Raw genomic sequence first — 18,430 nt, forward strand, 5'->3', positions numbered from 1 at the left:
AATGAATGCCCAAGCATTGCGCCTGCGCAGCGTGTCACAGGCCGAGGCCTCGGTGCGCGAACGTGTGGGCGCGGGTCTGAGCTTGCAACTGTCGCAGCCATCGCCCGCCACCCTGATACTGCGCCTGGCGCCACGGCCCTTTCACACACCGCCCGCCACGGCCTTCGAATCAGCCTGCGGCCCGCTCTGGCTCGATGCCGCCGGGCCGCTGCTGAGCGCGCTTTCCTCATGCCCGGCAATCCTCGCCGATCCGATGACGGCCACAACGGACTGCCCTTGGTATTGGCCGCTGTACAACCAATATCTGGCGCCCGAACTGCAAGTCGCATTGAGCCCGCTGCATGCGGTGGCAACGGCGCCCGCGCCAGGGCTGGACTGTTTGCTGGAACTGCGCAGCACCACAGCGGGCGCGCACATCAGTCGCTTGCGAATCGCCGCCGACACCCTGCTGCGCTGGCTCGACCATGGCCCGTGGCGAGCCTCCCGGGCCAGCACTGGTGATCGGGACTTGCCGCTCTGCGTACCGTTGTTGCTGGGCCATTGCGCTTTAAGCCGAGGCGAACTGCTCACCCTGCGACCGGGGGACGTTTTGCTCATTCCCCAACCGCTGTTTACCGCCCAAGGGCTGGGCAGCCTGCAAGTCGGCGCCTGCCGCCTGCACCTGCGCCAGCAAGCGGCAACCGCCCTGCACTTCACACTCACCGAACTGGAAGATTTGCCGATGAATGCCTCCCTCGATCACTTTGCCCTTGGCGATCATGAGCCGCTCAACGAGGTTGACGCGTCGACGCTAGCGGTTGATGACACGCCCAGCGAACGCTTCGACGATCTGCCGGTGCCGCTGACCCTGCGAGCCGGCAGCCTCAACCTGAGCCTCGGCCAGCTACGCAGCCTCAGCGTCGGCTCGGTCTTGCGCTTTAGCGGTTGCACGCCGGGTCAGGCCATGTTGTGCCAGGGCGAACTCGTTTTGGCTCAGGGCGAACTGGTGGACATCGAAGGTCAGCTGGGCTTGCAAATTACCCGCCTGGAGCTGCGCCCGTGAATGTGCAGGACGTTGATCCGCTGACGCTGGCCCTCTTCCTGGGCGCACTGTCGCTGGTGCCTTTATTGATGATGATCTGCACCGCGTTCCTGAAGATTTCCATGGTGTTGCTGATTACCCGCAACGCCATCGGCGTGCAGCAGGCGCCGCCGAACATGGCGCTGTACGGCATCGCGCTGGCGGCAACGCTGTTCATCATGGCGCCCGTGTTCAACGACATGGGTCAGCGCTTTCGCGAAATGCCGCAGCGTCTGGACAATTTCACCGCCATGCAAAACGCCGGCACGCAAGTGCTGGAGCCCCTTCGCCACTTCATGGCGCGCAATGTCGACCCGGACATCCAGACCCATCTGCTGGAAAACACTCAACGAATGTGGCCGGCGGCAATGGCAGCCAAGGCCAGCCGCGACGACTTGCTGCTGATCGTCCCGGCGTTTGTGCTGTCGGAATTGCAGGCTGGTTTCCAGATCGGCTTTCTGATCTACGTGCCCTTTATCGTGATCGACCTGATCGTCTCCAACATTCTGTTGGCGCTGGGTATGCAGATGGTGGCGCCGATGACCATTTCCCTGCCCCTGAAAATCCTCCTGTTCGTCCTCGTCGATGGCTGGACACGGCTGCTCGACGGCCTCTTCTATAGCTACCTGTGAGGGCAACATGGACACATTGACGCTGTTCAAACAAGCCATGTTGCTCGTGGTGGTCCTGTCGGCGCCGCCGCTGATCGTCGCGGTGATCGTCGGCGTGCTGACGTCTTTGCTGCAAGCGGTGATGCAGTTGCAGGACCAGACCCTGCCCTTTGCCATCAAGCTGGTGGCGGTGGGCATTGCACTGGCCCTGACCGGACGCTGGATTGGCGTCGAGTTGATGCAACTGGCCAACCTGGCGTTCGGCATGATCGCGCAGACGAGGTCTTGAGATGTTCGAGCCGGCGTTCAACGAAGTGTCCCAATCCATTCTCGCCCTGACCTTGGGCATGGCTCGTCTTTATCCGTGCCTGTTCCTGGTGCCGGCGTTCGCCTTTCGCGAAATCAAAGGCATGCTGCGCCACGCCATCGTGCTCGCGCTGGCGCTGGTGCCGATGCCGGGGATTCGCGCCAGCCTGGCGGGGCATGATCTGGGTTGGATCGATCTTGGCGGGCTGATACTCAAAGAGAGCGTGATCGGCCTGTTGCTTGGGCTGCTGCTGGCGATGCCGTTCTGGATGTTCGAGTCCATTGGTTGCCTGTTCGACAACCAGCGCGGCGCGCTGATCGGCGGCCAGATCAACCCGGCGCTGGGGGACAACACTTCCGAACTGGGGCACATGTTCAAACAACTGCTGATCCTGTTGTTGATCCTCGGTGGCGGTTATGCCGCCCTGACGCAGGTGATCTGGGACAGCTACGCCGTGTGGCCCGCCAACCACTGGTTGCCGATGCCCGCCACAGACGGGTGGGACCTTTATCTGAAGCTGCTCGCGAGCACCTTTCGCTGCATGGTTTTATACGCCGCGCCGTTGGTGGGCCTGTTGCTGCTGATCGAGTTCGGCATGGCGATCCTCAGCCTGTACAGCCCGCAGTTGCAGGTCTCGACTTTGGCGATGCCGGCCAAGAGCCTGGTCGGCCTGGGCTTTCTGGTGCTCTATCTGCCGATGCTGTGTTGGCTTGGCCAAGGTCAATTGGCGCAACTGGCTGACTTCAAGCACCTGCTGCCGTTGTTGCTCAAGGCAAACCCAGGAGCCCTCCCATGAGCGAAAAAACCGAGCAGCCCACGCACAAGAAACTCGCCGACGCACGCAAAAAAGGTCAGGTCGGACAAAGCCAGGATGTGCCCAAACTGCTGATTTTCGGCGCGCTGCTGGAATTGATTCTGGGCCTGGCCGAGGGCGGTATCGAGCGACTCAAGGCGCTGATGAACCTGCCCTTGCAGCAGATGGACCGACCCTTCGGCGCGGGCGTCGGCGAAGTGCTGACCAAGGCTGGCTGGGAACTGTTGCTGTTCATGTTGCCCGTGCTGGGCATCGCCGTGGCCATGCGCCTGATGGGCGGCTGGGTGCAATTCGGGCCGCTGTTTGCGCCCGAGGCGCTGAAGCTGGATTTCGAGCGGCTCAACCCGCTCAATCAATTCAAGCAAATGTTCTCTTCGCGGCAGTTGTTCAACCTGCTCAACAGCCTGTGCAAGGCTGTGCTGATCGGCGTGGTCCTGTATCTGGTGCTGCCGCCGGCGCTGGGCGATCTGATCGGCCTGGCCAATAGCGACCTGAACACCTACTGGCACGCAATGATCGCTCTGTTCCACCGACTCTCGCGGATCTGCCTGGGGTTGCTGTTGGTGTTGGCGATCGTCGATTTCGCCTTGCAGAAATACTTCTTCATCAAGGGGCAGCGCATGAGCCACGAAGATGTGCGCAAGGAGTTCAAGCAGACGGAGGGCGACCCACACATGAAGTCGCACCGCAAGTCTCTGGCCCGGGAAATGCTCCAGCAACCGGCCGGCGCCACGCCTGCCAAAGCGCCGGTGGAAGACGCCGATCTGCTGCTGGTGAATCCCACCCACTACGCCGTCGCCTTGTTCTATCGCCCCCAGCAGACACCGCTGCCACGCATTATTGACAAGGGCCACGATGCCCACGCGCGGGAACTGATTGAGCGTGCGCGCAAGGCCGGCGTGCCCGTGATCCGCTATGTATGGCTGGCGCGCACGCTATACCGCAGCGAGGTCGGCCAATTCATCCCGCGCGAAACCCTGCAAGCGGTGGCGCAGGTCTATCGCCTGCTGCGCGAACTCGACGATCACGTTCAGTCGCAAACCATCGAAATGCCCGGCACGCCCTACTGAGACACGAAGGAACCAGGTGCAAGCGACGACCACTCAGGGCAAAGGAAATTTTCCTGAACGCCCAAGGCGGACCTAACGACCCCGCCGTGTCAGTTTCTGACCTGGAGTCCTGCTATGGAGTCATCGATTCAACGGGCCGCGTCGACGCCGCTGCCAATCATTTCCCAGACCGCAAACAATGCTCAGGGGCTCGAGCAACAATCTCAGGCACCGACCCAGCGCAGCGGCCACTCCTTGCGCGATCTTGGCAGACGTTTCATGCATCTGGTCGGCCGTGTTCGCCAGGATACTCAGGCGACACCGCGGCAGTCCGCCGCCTCTTCGAGCAGCCGGCGCAATGTGGCGTCCCAGGCCAGCGCTGTGGCGAGCGAGCCCGCCGCCTCTTCCTCCACCGCCAGCAATGCGCCGCCGTCGCCAAGGCTGAGCCGCAGTCATGCCGCCCGTTTCAGTGGCCCGGGCGAGCGCGCTCAATCGAACGTGCCGGCCGAGAACAGTTCGGCGCATGTACGTCTGGATGACAAGGGGCAGCCGGACTTCGTCAATTTCACATCCACCGCCGTCGCGGACCTGCTGCGCAATGCCCTGACCCGATCCGGTCAACACTTTCAGGCGGCGACGAGCAATGGCAGTGGCGAGGATCATCTGCTGCTGGAGCCGCATGGCCATTTGCTGCATGTGAAACAGTCGCCATCGGCGGTCGTAGCGCTGCGCAGCAGCCAGCCCACAGGCCCGGTAAAACAAACCAACAGTGCGCCACCCACCCTCTCCCTCCATGACCAGCAAGCCCGCGTGAGTGATGGCGGTGTTCTGGACACCATCGGTCGCAGCCATCTCGGGCACCTGACCGGCATACATCAGGACAGCGACGGCCAGCCGTTACGGCTACACGAAGAAAAACTCTACGAATTCGACCAAGCCAATGGCACCTGGCATACACCACCGGATCACGAGCAGATCAAGTTCAGCCAGTTGTCGAGTCAAGGCAACGGCAAACTTTATGGGCAAACCGGCGACCACTTGGTGGATCTTTCAAGCGAAGGCGTACTGCCTATCGAGGTGCCGGGCCTAAAAGCGTTTTCCGTCAGCGCCGATCAGCACGTCGCCACCTTGAGCGGCGATCAGTGTCAGACGCTGCAGTTGTTCGACCTCAATCAAGGCGCGTCGACGTCCAGCCAAACCAAAACCCTTGAACTGAACGGCGGCACTGCCGAGCCCAAACACATCGGCATGAGCCCTGAGCGCTTGTTCATCAGCGATACCGAGGGCCGTTTGTACAGCATCAAGCGTGCCGATCTCGCCCCCGATTCGCCAACGCTGCGATTGATGCCCGAGGAACACTTCCACCCTGAGGGCGAACGTCTGGGCGGTAAACATCAGGTCAGCGGTTTCCTCCATGGCGATCAGGGTGATTTGCAGGTTTTGCTCAGCGATCGCACCGGCCAGACCCACTCCCATCAAATCGACGAGCCGGAGTTACGGCTCAACAATGGCTGGAATCTCAGCGACGCACTGGTGCTGGACAACAAGCGCGGCATTCCCGGCAGCACACCGCCGACGCCGGCCCAGACGTTTGACCTTGACCGTTTGGGCCGTGTCGGCCTTAGCGATCAACGCATCCAGCGCTGGGACTCGACCAGCCAGGACTGGAAAGACACGGGCATCAAGGATGTCGCACATCTGCAACGCGGCATCGACAGCAAGGCTTACCTGCTGCAAGAAGGGCAACTGAAAAAACTCGACGTCAGCCCGAACTACAACCCGGTAACCGTGGGCAGCAGCCACACCCTGAATCAGCCTCCACGCTCGACCAAAGTGGCTCTCGGTGAGCCTGTGCCGGGTCTCGAAGGCCGGCAAGTCACCGCGTTCGCGATGCTCAACGACAAACAGTTCGTGGCCCACGATGCCAACGAGCGCCTGTCCGTTCACCACCCCGACGGCACCGCCAGCGATCTGAGCCAAGTCGACCTGGAAGGCAGCGTGGCCTCCCTGGCGCTGGACGAAAACCACAACCTGCATGCCCTGACCACTGACGGCAAACTGTTCACGATGGCCAAAGACGATTGGCAGGCGCGCCCTGACCAACCGCGCCCTGAGGCGGCGTGGAAACCTCTGCCGCTGCCTGCCGGACACGAGGTCCACAGCATCCGCACGGGCGATGACAACCGCCTGAACGTGACGCTCAAGAACGACGACAATCACTCGCAGATGCAGCTCAAGGGCAAGACTTGGGAGCCATTGACGCCACGTCCGGCCGACCACAACGCCCTGAGTGAGTTGTTCTCGCGGGTCAGCGGTGGCGAGAAAACCGCGCGCATTCCAGGCACCGGGCTGACCGCACGCTTTACCGCCACCTTCATGGGCCGGGGCTCCCTGGAAAACACCAACAGGCCCAGTACGGGCGAGTTCATCCGCGCCCACATCTTCAAGCCGACCATGGAACCTCCGCGGTTCATGAAGAACATCGGCAATCACATCCAGCACCACCATCATGGTCGCGAAGGATTGCGCCCGCTATACGACTCCGAGGGCGATCTGTTCAAGGCGCTGGAGCTTCTCAACCATGACCAGGCACCCGCCGCCCCCGGCCGGGATCTCAAGTCACGGATCAGCCAGCTTGATCTCGGGCCACAAGGTGGCGAACTGTTGCAGGATCTCGAATCCCTGCGCAGTGAACTGGAAGACAACAGCCTGCGCGCCACACGACATTTGGGCCAGGAACACGGCAAGTCGAAACTGCTGCACCAGAAAGAAGGCCTGCTGAACATCCACGGCGAACCAAACCCGCCGTCCAAACGCACGAAACTGCGCATGAAGCTGAGCAACCTGGGGGAAAAACTCAACATCGCCAGTGCCGGCCATGACCTGCTCAAGGAGGTGCAAGGCGCGCTTAAGCACGTCGCACCTTCGCAGCGCAATCCTACCGGCACCCTGCTCAAGACCCTGCAAGACAAAGGCATGAAACTCTCTCACCAGAAGGCCGACATTCCCTTGGGCCAGCGCCGTGATGTCAGCGACGGCCAAGGGTTGACCAAGGCTCGGCTGGCCCTCGACGTGGTCACCATGAAGAATCTTGGTTTGCTGCTGGACAAGGCTGAAATGGTCAGTGCGCAGGGCGACAACAGCCGACAGTTGGCGCAATTGAAAACGGATCTGAGCCTCCTGCGCGACAAGACCTATGGCGAGCATCCGGTGAAGCAGATCACCGACATGGGCTTCACCGATCACGCCAACCTGGAAGCCTCCTACGATGGCATCAAGGCCTTCCTCAACGGTTTCAAGAAAGAAGACCACGCTACCAGCGTCAACCTGCGTGCTGCCACCGGCAGCAAAACCCAAGCGGAACTGGCGGACAAGCTCAAGTCGGCGCTCAAACAACTGGAACACCCTGACGATGAAATCGCGCTGCAACGCAGCTACGGGCTCAATGTGAGCACGCCTTTCGTGTCGCTGGCCAACAAGGGCATGGGACCTTGGCCCAGTGGCGCATTGGGTAGCGGACGCAACTACAACCTCAATGCCGAGCGCGGTGAAAAGGGGGTGACGATCTACATGCAGCGCGAAGGTTCGGGCATCGCCAGTGCCGGCGTTGGCGGCGGCAAAGACTACTGGCCCGGGTTCTTCAAGGATGGCGAAGTGGACAAGTTCACCAAGGTCGATATCGGTAACGATCGGCTGCTGACGCCGGCCTTACGCCTGGGTGTAGACGTTACGGGGACCGCGACCCGCACCCAACGCGACGGCGTGGTGTTCACCGTGCCTGACGAGGAGATCGATCACTTCGTCGATAACCTGTTCAGCGGGCAGTTGAGTCCACTTGATGTGATGAAAAAAGGTGTCGACCACGAAACCCAGAAAGGCTTGCGCTTGAACTTTGACGTTAATGCCAGCGCCACCGCCGAAATGCGCGTGGCCCTCGGCCTCACCGACAAAGACAGTTCGCCTCTGTCGGCAGCGACTCGATTGGGGGTGGGCGGTACGGTTAACGTCAATCTGCTCAACTACACCCATTACTCGGTGAATCAACACAGCAACACGGGCGAACTCCAGGAAAGCAGCCGCAACCGACCTCGGGCGCTCAACAACTTGGGCGCTTCGGTGTTTGCCCGGGCGCAGCTCGCCGGCAGCAACACACAGGCCTCCAGCGCCTCGCAGGGCGTCGTAGCACCACTGGGTGGCGCTGCGGCGGTCTCGGTCGATAACAAAACCACAAAACGCGTCAAGTTCACCTTCAAGGAGGCCGAACCGCTGACCAGCGCCAACCTGAGCAAGCTGGGCGACAGCCTCGGCGCCGCCTTCAAGGACCCCGCTTCCCAGAAGACGGTGGCGCTTGTGAAAGATAGCGAACATAACGATTACGCCGGCCTTGGCGCCAAGGAAAAACTGCACAAGCAACTGGGCGATCTGAACCGGCACTTCGCCGACAAACCGGCGGAAAACGACGAGCAATATGCGGCCCTCCGCGCCCTGAAACGCGCGGGAGTGCAGCAACAGGCCGCCGATGCCAAGCACAGCCTGCTCGACAGTGGTCGCTTCGAAAGCTCTTACACCAACCTTTCGCGTCTGAGCGAGCAAGGCATGGTGTCCAAAGTGATGAGCCTGGTCAGCCCGATGCACTCGCCAAGCAACGCCGAGCGGGTATCGACGTTGCTCGGCCAGGACCCGACCTTAAAGGCCTTGATCAAAGAGCTTCAAGGCACGCCAGGCACCTTGGCCAGGGTGCGGCTGGAACTCAAGGACTCGGTGCAGGACCGGGTCGATGAAGGCAGCCGCAAAGGCGACCTGTCACAGAAAGAACTGGCTGCGTTGCTCAGCGACCGCAACAACATGCGGATCAAGGCCATCACCGTGTTCCAGAGCGTCAGCCAGCCCGAGACCTTCTCCTCGCCACTGCCCTTGGTCAGTTACAACAGCAGTGCGTCGATCAACGTCAACAAGACCTTGGGCAAGATCAACTTCAGCTACGGCCAGGATCAGGACGCACCCAAGCATTACTTCCTTGATGGCGAACTCTCAAGGCCTTCGGCACCACTCAAGGCCGCGGTGGACGCCTTGAAAACAGATGGCTTGGAACTCAAGCGCTAAGCCGGCTGACACTTTCTGCGTGGCCCGCGCGGCCACGCTTTTTCGCCCTCGTGGCCAGGTTTCAAGCTTTCAAGGAGGCTCCATGCGCCCTGCGTTTTATCCCCTCAACGAATTTCCACGGCTGGCCGAACTGGCCGCCCAATGGCCGCTGATGCATCAGGAACTGTTGGCGTTACAGGCGCCGGTGCTCGACATCGATCGTACTGACAAACCCCATGAGCAGATTCATCACGAGGTCACGGCGCACCTGCAACAAGGCGGCCGATATGGGTGGCTCAAAGGCTGGGGCGAAGCCGGTGGTAACCGCGACTGGGTGCAATACCCGCTGGTGTTTCGCGATCAGGCATTGGCACCGGCCCGCGCCGCACTGCCTCAGACCCTTGCACTGCTTGACGCCGTGCGCGGGCTCAAGGTCGCCGCCCTCGCACGGCTCGCCCCCCACGCCTGGCTGAGCACCCACCGCCACCCGGAGGTCGGTGAGGAAGGCTTGCTGCAAATGCACCTGACACTCGAGGCCGCATGCGAGCGCAATTACGCTTACTTGAACGTTGCCGGCGAATTCCATCAGCACCATTGCGGCGCCGCCGCGATCTTCGACGGCTCGCAGGACCATTTCGTGGTCAATGCCAGCGATGCACCTCGATCCATTCTTTACCTGGAGTTCCAGCAAGCCAGACTGCACCGGGTACCTGCCAACCCAGCGAACGCCTGACGGGGGGCGACCCCATAAAGAACGGGCGCCTGTCAGCAGGCGCCCGTTTTTTTACCGCGTGTGGTGCTGCGTCCCTTAATTCGCGCGCTTCCAGCAAACGCTCGGTGCCTGTGTGGCCGTCGTTGAACGTCGGTTCCTTCAGGGTCAATTGATCATGCGTGCCAGGCTCAGGCGTGTTTCGCGGGCCTGGGCGATGAAGCCGTGCACCAGACTGCAAAAACTGTCTTCATCGAGGCGCTGTAATTCGCGCGTAGTGCAGAGCCGTACATCGCTCTGATCCAGCGCCAGCCAGCAGCCGCGCAAGGTCGCGACGTCGAAGTTCAGGGTGAGTAACCGTTGCAGTGCGTCGACGCCCGGTTGAACGGCGCCCAGACGACAATGAAAAACCACGGTGTCGCTGTGTTCCGGCAATTCGATGACAGCGGCCTGAACACCGTCACTGTCATATAACGCGCAAACACCGCGTTGGAAGGTAAGAGGCGTGCCCAATTGGCTGGCCAGTTGGGCAATTAGTCGCTGGATGATGGACTCGGGGGTCGCCATTGTTTTTCCTCAAGTTTATTTCGTCGGCCGCTGCCGACACGCAACATGAGTGGAAAAACAAGGACGAAGAGTTCCAACGTGAATAGAAATACCGGGGTCAGTGCTTCAAACCGGCCAATGACAAGAGTTGGCAAAGTAACGTCTGTAGTTGCTCTCCCTGATATTCAATGTTGAGTTCATGCCAAACCACGAAAGTGTGTTGGCTATCCAGGCAAATGTAGTAACCGTCGTAGGATTCAACATTTTCGAAACGGCGTTTAAGCGCTTCCGAAAACAGATCGGGACGTTGCGCTTGCCGCTGAATATTCAACGCCAAGCCCCAGCCCAGGCTCTCCTTGCGGCAAACGAACTCGATGCCCGGCGCCCATTGCCACGCGCTGGCCTGCTTTTCGCCGATACGCATCAGGAAATCCTGCTGGTCACTACTTTGAAGAATCGTTTCAGTCATGCAGAGACACCGTACTGTATTCACCACCGCCATCGCGCAGTGTGGGCGACCACCAGACATTCAACTCGCCATTATTGACGTCAAGTTGCTGACAATCACCTGAGCCACATGCAGTCTCAGGTATTAAAGTACAAGCGCTCAACAAAAGCAGACCCGCTGTCACAATACCGGCCTGATACAACTTCATCTCGTCACCTTCCTTGTAGGACTTTTGATCATTGCGCCTGGCCGTGCGAGTCAGGCAGTCGGACACTTGAATGATAAGAGTCGCGTTATTGAGTTATTTTTATAACCCCCGTTACTGTAGGGGCAACATCGATATCCGTGCCGGTGTTGCCGCCGACGTAGAGGTTGCTATCGGTCGCAAAGCCACGAAAACCTCAGTTGATTCACCAGGTTGCAAGAGGTACTGGGGTGCAACTGTTACGGCCAATGTCTGTGATCCTGAACAGGACGCCGGGTCGAACTGCTGGGGTTTGGCACTGGTGTTTTTCACCACGCCCACCGCCACGCGAAAATCTGTTGCGCTGAACCACTGCATCCGCTGACGATCCAGCGTGAAACCGTGGCTCACTTTACACAGATCGCCCAAGGCCACACCAGATGATGACTGTTTGATATCACTGGGAATGCCGCCCTTCACCAACCCGGCAAACGTCGAGGCGATCGTGGCACGCAGAACCGAGGCTTTGCCGGGTTCACGTCCGGAGGCCAGCGCCCGATCCAGTTGCCCGCGATTTTCGCTGGCAACGTAGCGTGCCGGGTCAATCTGATCACCTATCAGGCGCGGCGTCAGAATAAACAACCGTTCGCGCCGGGACATCTGGCGTTTGTTGGAAGAAAACAGCGGCCCGATCAACGGGATCTGCCCGAGCACCGGAACCTGTTGCTGCTGGTCGCCACGCTCGTCCACATGGAAACCGCCGATCACCAGCGAACGGTTCTCGGCGATCACGGCCTGCGTGCTCACGGTGCCGCGCTTGACGGTCGGCGTCTGCTGATCACGTAGCTGTTCCAGTTGGCCGTCTTCGATATCCACGATCAACTGGAAACGATTGCCCCCGACACCCGCAATGGTGCGCGGAATCACTTGCAGGCTGGTGCCAGCGGTCACAGGTTGAATGGTCGCCACCCGCTCGCCGGTGGCGGTGATGTACTGGGTACGGCTGAAGTCGATGACCGCTGGCTGATTTTCCAGGGTGAGCACCGAGGGGCGGGCGATCACCGAAGCCACGCCCTGCCCCTCCAACGCCTGGATCTCGGCGAAGAACCGATCAAAGTCGCGGATGAACAACGTCGAAGAACCGCTGCCGAGCAGCGAACTGCCGGCCGTCACGCTGCCCGCCCGCACCGACCAGCGTGATTCCAGATTGCTCAACTGATTACGGTCGATATCGAGGATGATGGCGTCGATCTCAACCAGCTTGCTCGGCAGATCCAATTGCTCCACCAATTGTTGGTATTGCGCGCGTTTGTCCGGGTTGTCATAGATCAGCACAGCGTTGTTGCGCACATCGGCTGCCACACGGCGCTGCCCGCCCGTACCGGTTCTGGCCTCGCTGCGGCCGCTGACCCGCTCGGTGGCCAGACGCAGGATTTTGCCCCGCGCGCTGTCGGCCATGCTTTGCAAGGCGTTGATATTGGCTTTGGGATCGAGGGCTGAAGGTGGCGTGGAGCGCTGGTTCTCCAGCAGTCCCTCAAGAATGGCGGCCACCCCGGGGATGGTCACGGTTTGTTCTCGATACTGAATCTGCCGGTCGGCCACCGCCGCGTAGCGCAGGGGAAACATCATCACCTGCTGCTTTTCGTCAGGCTTGACCTTTTCTTTGCTGAAGCTGCGGATCAGTTCAACGTAGCGCTGGGGCCCGCTGACCAAGACCACGCCTTCATCGGGCAACTCCCCCCAACCGAAGCGCTTGTCCAGCAGGCCGATATCGGTCAGTGCCTGTTTGAGATCCGGCGCGGCGTCAGCAGACACCTCCAGCCGCTGCGCGACCTGCGCCGATTGCGGGCTGACATACAGCTTGCCGTTGTAAACGAACCACTGGAACTGATGCTCCAGCGCCAGTCGATCAAGAAACTCCACGGCGTTGCTGGCCCGCAGTTTGACGGTAAGCATGCCACTGACGCCGTTCATGCTCAGGCCCACACCAAAGGCATTGGCGAAATCGCGCAGCACGGTATCCAGCGAGGTTTGCGTGGCTTCATAGGCGTAGGCCGATTGGCCCCAGTCTTGCGGGACGGCGGCCACCGCGGGCAGCGCCAGTGCCCAACACAAGAACAGCCCACACAAGTGCTTAAACATAACGGTGTCCCAAGGCGAGAGAACGGTTTCGCGCGCGGGCGGGTGCAGGGCTGACGGCCAGCATCACCTCCCAGACCTCGCGCTGATTGGCCAGCGCTTCGAGGGCGGCGATGATCGGTGTCACGCCCTCAAACGGCAGATAACGCATCAGGCACAGTCGACGCTCCTGCGGGTCCAGCGCCAAGGCCGCACTGAAGCGCCCAAGACTCGGCCCGGCCAAGCGCATTGCCGCCTCAAGTCCGGCGTCGCCGCCGCGCCAGACAACGCTCAAGCCAACGCGACACAACACCCCGGCCGGGCGCCGCTGCAAACGCACCGGTTGCTCATCGATATGCAGCGTCAACTCGCCCTCGCCGCTGTCCAGCCAACGTTGCAGGGTGCCCGTCAGCTCAGCGGATTTCATTGATGATTGCCTTGGCCAGGTTGTGTTTGACGACAATTTCCTGATTGGCTGCCCAACTGGCAGTAGAAGACTGGCGGATCGCCGAGTTGAAGGCGTGCCAGTCATCGGGGGAAAAGGCATCCAGCGACAAGGCCGCAGAATCCAGATCCTTTTGCGTGTGTTCAAAGGTGTTGTCGAGGCGGCGGCGCAGTGCATCAGAAGACAGCATGGTGAGACTCCAGATCCGAGAACTGCCCACTGAGTGGCCGCTTACCGGAGTTGGTTCCCTGTCACGCGGTGATCATTGCTGCGGGGTGGCCGGCAATGGCCACACATGGCTGACCAACGCGTTCCAGGACAGGCTGAAGTCTCCCAGAGTGGTGCGCAGGCACAGGCTGTCACGCGGCAGTTGCGCATCGGCGCGGACGCTCCAGACGGCCTGTGCGGATTGCACTTGGCGGTCGACCTCTGCCAGATCCTGCGGATGACAATGCAGTGTCCCGACGTCCTCCCGGGGATGGGCTGCCGCGATCTGACGCAGTAACGCCGCGATTCGTTCCTGTGGCTCCAGCTCGCCCAGCAGGCAATCAAGCGTGCGGGTCACCAGGGTTTGGGCATTGCCGGTGATCTGCTCCCACATTTGCTCGCGCTGTGCTTGCCATTCGCAGAACAAGGCATCGGCTTGGCGCCAGATCTGTGCACCGGCCTGCGCGCGAGCCTCTTGGGCAAGTTGCTCTGCCTGGCTTCGGGCCTCGGCCAGAATCTGCTCGGCTTCGCTGCGGGCGGCCTCAAGCAGTTGACCCGCCATCAGGCTCTGTTCGAGGGTTTCACGACGCAACACCGGGCCATCGGGCAACGCCCGGGAATCACTGAGGGTCAGGCTGCGGCGGGTCAACATGCGGCGTTCCTTGTTCATTCTGGAAAGTGAGGGCGTACCAACCGACGGCTTGCCACAGACTGGTCAGGCGCTGGGGTGGCAATGGCGCAAAACAGTGAGCCTCAGCCGCCGCCACCCGTGAGCGATCAAATATCAGGCGCAGACGTCGCCACACCGCTTCGCCGACCCACGCCCGCAACAGTCTCAGCCCTCGTATTTCAGGACTGTCGGCACTCCACGACGGCGGCAACCAGTGACCGGGTTGCAGCGCTTTACCCAAACGGCGACACCAGACCAGCTCGGCGCGGCTCAATCCGCCCACCTCAGCCGATTGACTGCCGGCGCAGACCACCACCACCAGGTTAAGCACTCGCAACCATTGCGTGCAATCAAGCGAGAGCAACGGTAATAAAACCGGATTGGGGGACGGCGGCCATTCGTTGCTCATGCCCAGGTGTGCATCCAGCCAAGGCCCTGAGTGGCTGCGCAAAAACGCCAGGCGGCGGGGCTCAATGCCCTGCTCGCCCAGCACCCAACCGCTCTCGGCTCGCCGTGCGCCTTGCACCCACCAACGGACCCAGGCCAGCGCTTGCTCTGGTGATACCTGCGGCGAATTCATCACGAATCGGTTGGCGCCGTTCTGGCGCCACCCAGCACTTTGGCAAGCCGCTGATGCCATCGCGGGTTAAGGACCAGCAGGCCTCCCAGCAGCAACACCCCCGCCACGGCACATAACCCGAGCAACCATTGCCAGAACTGCCAGCGCTCGCGAGTCATTTGCACCGGGCCAAAACTGACTTTTTGCACGGCCTCGTGATAGCTCTGAGCAGGGACGAAGACCACCGCAAGTTTTTTGTCATCGGCGCCACTGATTCCCGGGATGCTGCTGGCGACCATGCGCCGGATTCGCGGCAATAGGCTGTCCGGATCAAACTCCGGGCGATGCTTGATGAACACCGCCGCAGACGCCGGTTGAACCGGTTCACCCGGGGCAACCCGCTCAGGCAGCACCACATGCACCCGCGCCACCACCACGCCGTCGATCTGGGACAGGGTTTGCTCAAGCTCTTGGGACAAGGCATAGAGATAACGCGCCCGCTCCTCAAGAGGCGAGGAAATCACCCCTTCCTTGCGAAAGACTTCGCCTAGGCTGGAGCGTGAGCGGCGCGGCAGACCAACCGCCTCCAGCGCCCTGACCGCTCGGGAAATATCCCGAGTCGCCACGAGCACCGCAACACCGTTTTTGTCCAGGCGCTTCTGCGCGTCGATGTGCTTGCTTGCCAGTTCTGCCAATACTTCGTTGGCGTCCTGTTCGGACAACTCGCGGTGCAGTTCCATGCGCTCGCCACAGCCGTTCAGCAACAGGATCATCAGGGCCGGCACGAGCAGCCTGAGTACCTTGGAATGCATGGTCTGGCCTTATTGAAGACTGGTGAGTTTTTCCACACTCTGGGCGGCCTTGCTCACCAGTTTGGCGCTGAGCAAGCTTTCCAGATAAAACGAGGACAGCGACCGGTTGGCCTGCAATGCCTGTTGCGGATCGGTTGAGCGTGACGCTCGCTGCAAGTCTCGGTCGGCCTTTTCGGCGTCCTTTTGCAAAGCTGTGGAGGCCCGGGCGATCGCCGAATCAGGCGCATCCTCGCGCGGCGCACGGGTCGCCGCCTGCTGCATCTGCGCGTTGAACCAGGCAATGTCCGCCTCGGCAGGCGGCCTGAGCGGCAGCCCTTCAGCAACGGATAGACCCGAGTGGTTAGCTGTTACCCCTGTAATCGCCATTCATGCTCTCCTGCCAGGACGAAGGTTTACGCTCAGCCGCGATAGCTGGTGGTGCTTTGCTGCACCAACACTGAAAGCACGTTGCCGGCCGCAATGCTGGCGTCGGTTTTCAACGTGTTACCGGCGCCGCCATTGAGGAAGTTCTGCTCGGCGTTGGGAAACAGTCCCCCCAGCGAGTTGCCCTGGGCACTGCCCTTGACCTCGCCCTGGATCATGTCGATGGCCTTCTGGAACTGTTTGCTTTCACCCTTGGACATGAACAGATCGCCCTCGGACAATTCACCCATCCAGTCCTTGGATTTGCCGTCAGGCTTGCCGAACTCTTCGGGGTGCATGTCCATGAAGCGCGCGACTTCCTTGAGCACGTCCTTGTCATCGTTGGAAAAGGCCATTTCGCCTCGCGCATCGCGCATGGGATCGCCGGTGGGTTTGAGCAGGTTGCCGAGCTTTTCCTCACCGAGGTTGCCGAGCAGCGACGACAGCAAATCCTGGATGCCGCCGCTGCTCTGGTTACCGCCCGTGCTGCCCGCGCCAGGATTCCAGCCGCTGCCAGCACCTGCGCTGGCGTTGCCGCCGCCCTGGGCGCCTCCCCCCAGAATGTCTTTGATCAACCCTTCCAGGCCTTTGGTGAAAGCTTGTTTTTCATCACTGTTGAGGTAGTTGTCCTCACCCAGTTCATCGCGCCAACTGCGCACCTTGCCGGTGGCATCGTCGGGCTTGCCGAACTGCTCCGGGTTCTTGTCCATGTAGTCGGCGATCATTTCGAGCAGCGGATTTTTCGCATCACGGATGTTCGCGCCGCTACCGTTTTTCTCAAACAGCGCGTCGCCCAGCAACGAGGCGATCTGCCCGGCGGTACTGTCGGAGTTGCTCTGGAATTCGCTCATGTTGGCCGCGCTGAAACCACCTTGGAATGAGCTGGTCTGCGGCATGCTTATCGAAGAAGAAAACATAGAAGTGCTCCTGCTTGACTGCACAAGTCATGGCCCTCCCGACCGAAGTCGAGAGAGCCCACGACCACTTAGTAGTTGATCGCCTTGCCGGTTTGCTGGGCAGCGTTCTGCGCTTTGGTCGCAGAGTCCTGATAGGCGCTGGCGATACCGTTGACGGTATCGGTCATCATCTTGTTGGACTGAGCCTCGGCGTTCATGGTGGTGGTTGCAGCAGCAGTGGCGTCCATCTTCGTCATGGCAGCCATCGAAGCGCCAAGGGATGCGGTACCGGCCATAGTGTTACTCCTGATAATCGAAGGTTGTTTGAACACCCCAATGGTGTTCGAACAATGAGTGGGCGATTTTCGGAAGCGGTTCCACGATGGCAGTGAATCTTCGTTCGGCAGCCCTGATCAGAGCTCGGGGGAGTCGATGCTCAGGCTTTTCATGCGGTGGTACAGGGTGCGCCGGGGGATACCCAGTTCGCTGATGACCGAGTCGATGCACTTGGCATGGCGCGACAGGCAATCCTGGATCAGGGTTTTTTCGAACAGGCGCAAATAGCTTTTGAGCGGCACGCAGGATGGGCTGTCAGCGCAGGGATCGTCCGTCTGCAGAGGCGGCATCCCGAGCACAAACCGCTCGGCTGCGCATTTGAGCTCGCGGATATTGCCAGGCCAGCGATGGCTGAGCAGGCGCTTGAGCAGATCAGGGTCGGGCTCGGGGATGGGTTGGTGATGGCGCACGGCGGCTTCATTGACGAAGCGCTGAAACAGCGGCTGGATATGTTGCAAGCCCGAGCGCAGGGTCGGTAGCTGAATCTTGATGACGTTGAGACGAAAGAACAGGTCCCGGCGAAACTTGCCCTCCTCCACGAGTTTTTCCAGAGGGGTCTGGGTGGCGACGATCACGCGCAGATCCAGCGGCACGAAGCGTGTCGAGCCGAGGCGTTCGATACCCCGCATTTCCAGCACTCGCAGCAGCTTGGCCTGGAGCAGCAGCGGCATGCTGTCGATTTCATCAAGGTAAAGCGTGCCGTGGTTGGACGCTTCGATGTAACCGGCCCGAGACTTGGAAGCACCGGTGTAGGCGCCGGCCATGACACCGAACAATTCGCTTTCGGCCAGTTGCTCCGGAATCGCTGCGCAATTGAGCGCAATCAACGGCCCTTCGCGGCAGGATAACGCGTGGATTCGACGCGCCAATGTGTCTTTGCCAGTGCCGGTTTCCCCCTCCAGCACCATGTCGACCTTCAATGGCGCGGCCTTTCTGATAAAGGCTTGCAGCGTCCCTACAATGTCGAGAACTTCATGTTCCCACTGTACGGCGTGATTGTTCGAAAAGCCCCCAGTCATCTTGTTCCCTCATGATGATGATCACTTCTGTCGGGATCGAGGAATACAGGACGCCGGTTCTTCCTGAACGCAAAACACGGAAAGGGCTCTCGACGTCGCAAACGCAATGTATGCCTGCCACAACATTCTTTTTTTTCTGGGCGATAGAGATCAACG

General features: G+C 60.6%; 19 protein-coding genes. 7 read left to right on the forward strand and 12 right to left on the reverse strand.

Translation table 11 applies throughout. The features are described 5' to 3' along the window. The first annotated feature begins 1 nt into the window (after nucleotide 1). The 7 genes from sctQ to ACIOU6_RS00225 all read left to right on the forward strand — a co-directional run bounded on the left by sctQ (nucleotide 2) and on the right by ACIOU6_RS00225 (nucleotide 9,656). Nucleotides 2-1,042, forward strand: coding sequence for a type III secretion system cytoplasmic ring protein SctQ (sctQ, locus tag ACIOU6_RS00195; RefSeq protein ID WP_401132822.1), 1,041 nt, complete (start codon nucleotides 2-4; stop codon nucleotides 1,040-1,042). Continuing rightward, complete coding sequence (gene sctR, locus ACIOU6_RS00200; protein ID WP_221729836.1) at nucleotides 1,039-1,692, forward strand: type III secretion system export apparatus subunit SctR; 654 nt, start codon at nucleotides 1,039-1,041, stop codon at nucleotides 1,690-1,692. The genes sctQ and sctR overlap by 4 nt, the downstream gene beginning before the upstream one ends. A gap of 7 nt (nucleotides 1,693-1,699) precedes the next feature. Further along, the gene (gene sctS, locus ACIOU6_RS00205) at nucleotides 1,700-1,960 is read left to right on the forward strand and encodes a type III secretion system export apparatus subunit SctS (protein WP_401132825.1); all 261 of its coding nucleotides are present in this window, start codon (nucleotides 1,700-1,702) and stop codon (nucleotides 1,958-1,960) included. A gap of 1 nt (nucleotide 1,961) precedes the next feature. Further along, complete coding sequence (gene sctT, locus ACIOU6_RS00210) at nucleotides 1,962-2,774, forward strand: type III secretion system export apparatus subunit SctT (protein ID WP_221729834.1); 813 nt, start codon at nucleotides 1,962-1,964, stop codon at nucleotides 2,772-2,774. Beyond that, complete coding sequence (gene sctU / locus ACIOU6_RS00215) at nucleotides 2,771-3,862, forward strand: type III secretion system export apparatus subunit SctU (protein ID WP_401132828.1); 1,092 nt, start codon at nucleotides 2,771-2,773, stop codon at nucleotides 3,860-3,862. Before sctT ends, sctU begins: the two co-directional genes overlap by 4 nt. A gap of 114 nt (nucleotides 3,863-3,976) precedes the next feature. After that, nucleotides 3,977-8,944: an AvrE-family type 3 secretion system effector gene (locus ACIOU6_RS00220; RefSeq protein ID WP_401132831.1), complete on the forward strand. Its 4,968-nt coding sequence runs from the start codon at nucleotides 3,977-3,979 to the stop codon at nucleotides 8,942-8,944. An 82-nt stretch (nucleotides 8,945-9,026) separates the two neighbouring features. Continuing rightward, on the forward strand, nucleotides 9,027-9,656 hold the full coding sequence (locus tag ACIOU6_RS00225) for an aspartyl/asparaginyl beta-hydroxylase domain-containing protein (protein WP_401132833.1): 630 nt from the start codon (nucleotides 9,027-9,029) through the stop codon (nucleotides 9,654-9,656). 144 nt (nucleotides 9,657-9,800) lie between these two features. Here the strand turns inward: ACIOU6_RS00225 and ACIOU6_RS00230 are convergent, their stop codons facing one another. From ACIOU6_RS00230 to ACIOU6_RS00285, 12 genes are all read right to left on the reverse strand, one after another. Next, nucleotides 9,801-10,199 carry a type III secretion system chaperone gene (locus ACIOU6_RS00230; RefSeq protein ID WP_401132835.1) on the reverse strand — a complete coding sequence of 133 codons (399 nt, stop codon included), beginning with the start codon at nucleotides 10,197-10,199 and terminating at the stop codon, nucleotides 9,801-9,803. Between the two features lie 97 nt (nucleotides 10,200-10,296). Then, nucleotides 10,297-10,707, reverse strand: a complete 411-nt coding sequence (locus tag ACIOU6_RS00235; RefSeq protein ID WP_401132837.1) for a negative regulator of hrp expression HrpV — start codon at nucleotides 10,705-10,707, stop codon at nucleotides 10,297-10,299. 238 nt (nucleotides 10,708-10,945) lie between these two features. Continuing rightward, the gene (sctC, locus tag ACIOU6_RS00240) at nucleotides 10,946-12,952 is read right to left on the reverse strand and encodes a type III secretion system outer membrane ring subunit SctC (RefSeq protein ID WP_401132839.1); all 2,007 of its coding nucleotides are present in this window, start codon (nucleotides 12,950-12,952) and stop codon (nucleotides 10,946-10,948) included. Next, complete coding sequence (locus ACIOU6_RS00245; RefSeq protein ID WP_221729826.1) at nucleotides 12,945-13,355, reverse strand: CesT family type III secretion system chaperone; 411 nt, start codon at nucleotides 13,353-13,355, stop codon at nucleotides 12,945-12,947. Before ACIOU6_RS00245 ends, sctC begins: the two co-directional genes overlap by 8 nt. Beyond that, entirely contained in the window at nucleotides 13,342-13,563 is a 222-nt protein-coding gene (locus ACIOU6_RS00250) for an HPr kinase (RefSeq protein WP_003225084.1), read from the reverse strand. Before ACIOU6_RS00250 ends, ACIOU6_RS00245 begins: the two co-directional genes overlap by 14 nt. 72 nt (nucleotides 13,564-13,635) lie before the next feature. Next, on the reverse strand, nucleotides 13,636-14,232 hold the full coding sequence (gene sctL, locus ACIOU6_RS00255; RefSeq protein WP_401132843.1) for a type III secretion system stator protein SctL: 597 nt from the start codon (nucleotides 14,230-14,232) through the stop codon (nucleotides 13,636-13,638). Beyond that, nucleotides 14,201-14,830 (reverse strand): hypothetical protein, encoded by a 630-nt coding sequence (locus ACIOU6_RS00260; protein WP_221729824.1) that lies wholly within the window; start codon nucleotides 14,828-14,830, stop codon nucleotides 14,201-14,203. Before ACIOU6_RS00260 ends, sctL begins: the two co-directional genes overlap by 32 nt. Next, a complete protein-coding gene (gene sctJ, locus ACIOU6_RS00265; RefSeq protein WP_401132846.1) occupies nucleotides 14,830-15,621 on the reverse strand; it encodes a type III secretion system inner membrane ring lipoprotein SctJ in 792 nt (263 codons plus the stop codon). The genes ACIOU6_RS00260 and sctJ overlap by 1 nt, the downstream gene beginning before the upstream one ends. A 9-nt stretch (nucleotides 15,622-15,630) precedes the next feature. Further along, nucleotides 15,631-15,987: a type III secretion system inner rod subunit SctI gene (gene sctI / locus ACIOU6_RS00270; protein ID WP_221729822.1), complete on the reverse strand. Its 357-nt coding sequence runs from the start codon at nucleotides 15,985-15,987 to the stop codon at nucleotides 15,631-15,633. Nucleotides 15,988-16,019: 32 nt separating this feature from the next. Next, nucleotides 16,020-16,940 (reverse strand): DNA-binding protein, encoded by a 921-nt coding sequence (locus ACIOU6_RS00275; RefSeq protein WP_401132848.1) that lies wholly within the window; start codon nucleotides 16,938-16,940, stop codon nucleotides 16,020-16,022. A 68-nt stretch (nucleotides 16,941-17,008) separates the two neighbouring features. Continuing rightward, complete coding sequence (locus ACIOU6_RS00280; protein WP_045493062.1) at nucleotides 17,009-17,215, reverse strand: hypothetical protein; 207 nt, start codon at nucleotides 17,213-17,215, stop codon at nucleotides 17,009-17,011. A 117-nt stretch (nucleotides 17,216-17,332) separates the two neighbouring features. Further along, nucleotides 17,333-18,274, reverse strand: coding sequence for a sigma 54-interacting transcriptional regulator (locus ACIOU6_RS00285; RefSeq protein WP_221729821.1), 942 nt, complete (start codon nucleotides 18,272-18,274; stop codon nucleotides 17,333-17,335). Nucleotides 18,275-18,430 lie beyond the last annotated feature (156 nt).

Origin of the sequence: Pseudomonas sp. NPDC087615 (assembly GCF_044743445.1) — a bacterium.
GTDB classification, from domain to species: domain Bacteria; phylum Pseudomonadota; class Gammaproteobacteria; order Pseudomonadales; family Pseudomonadaceae; genus Aquipseudomonas; species Aquipseudomonas baetica_A.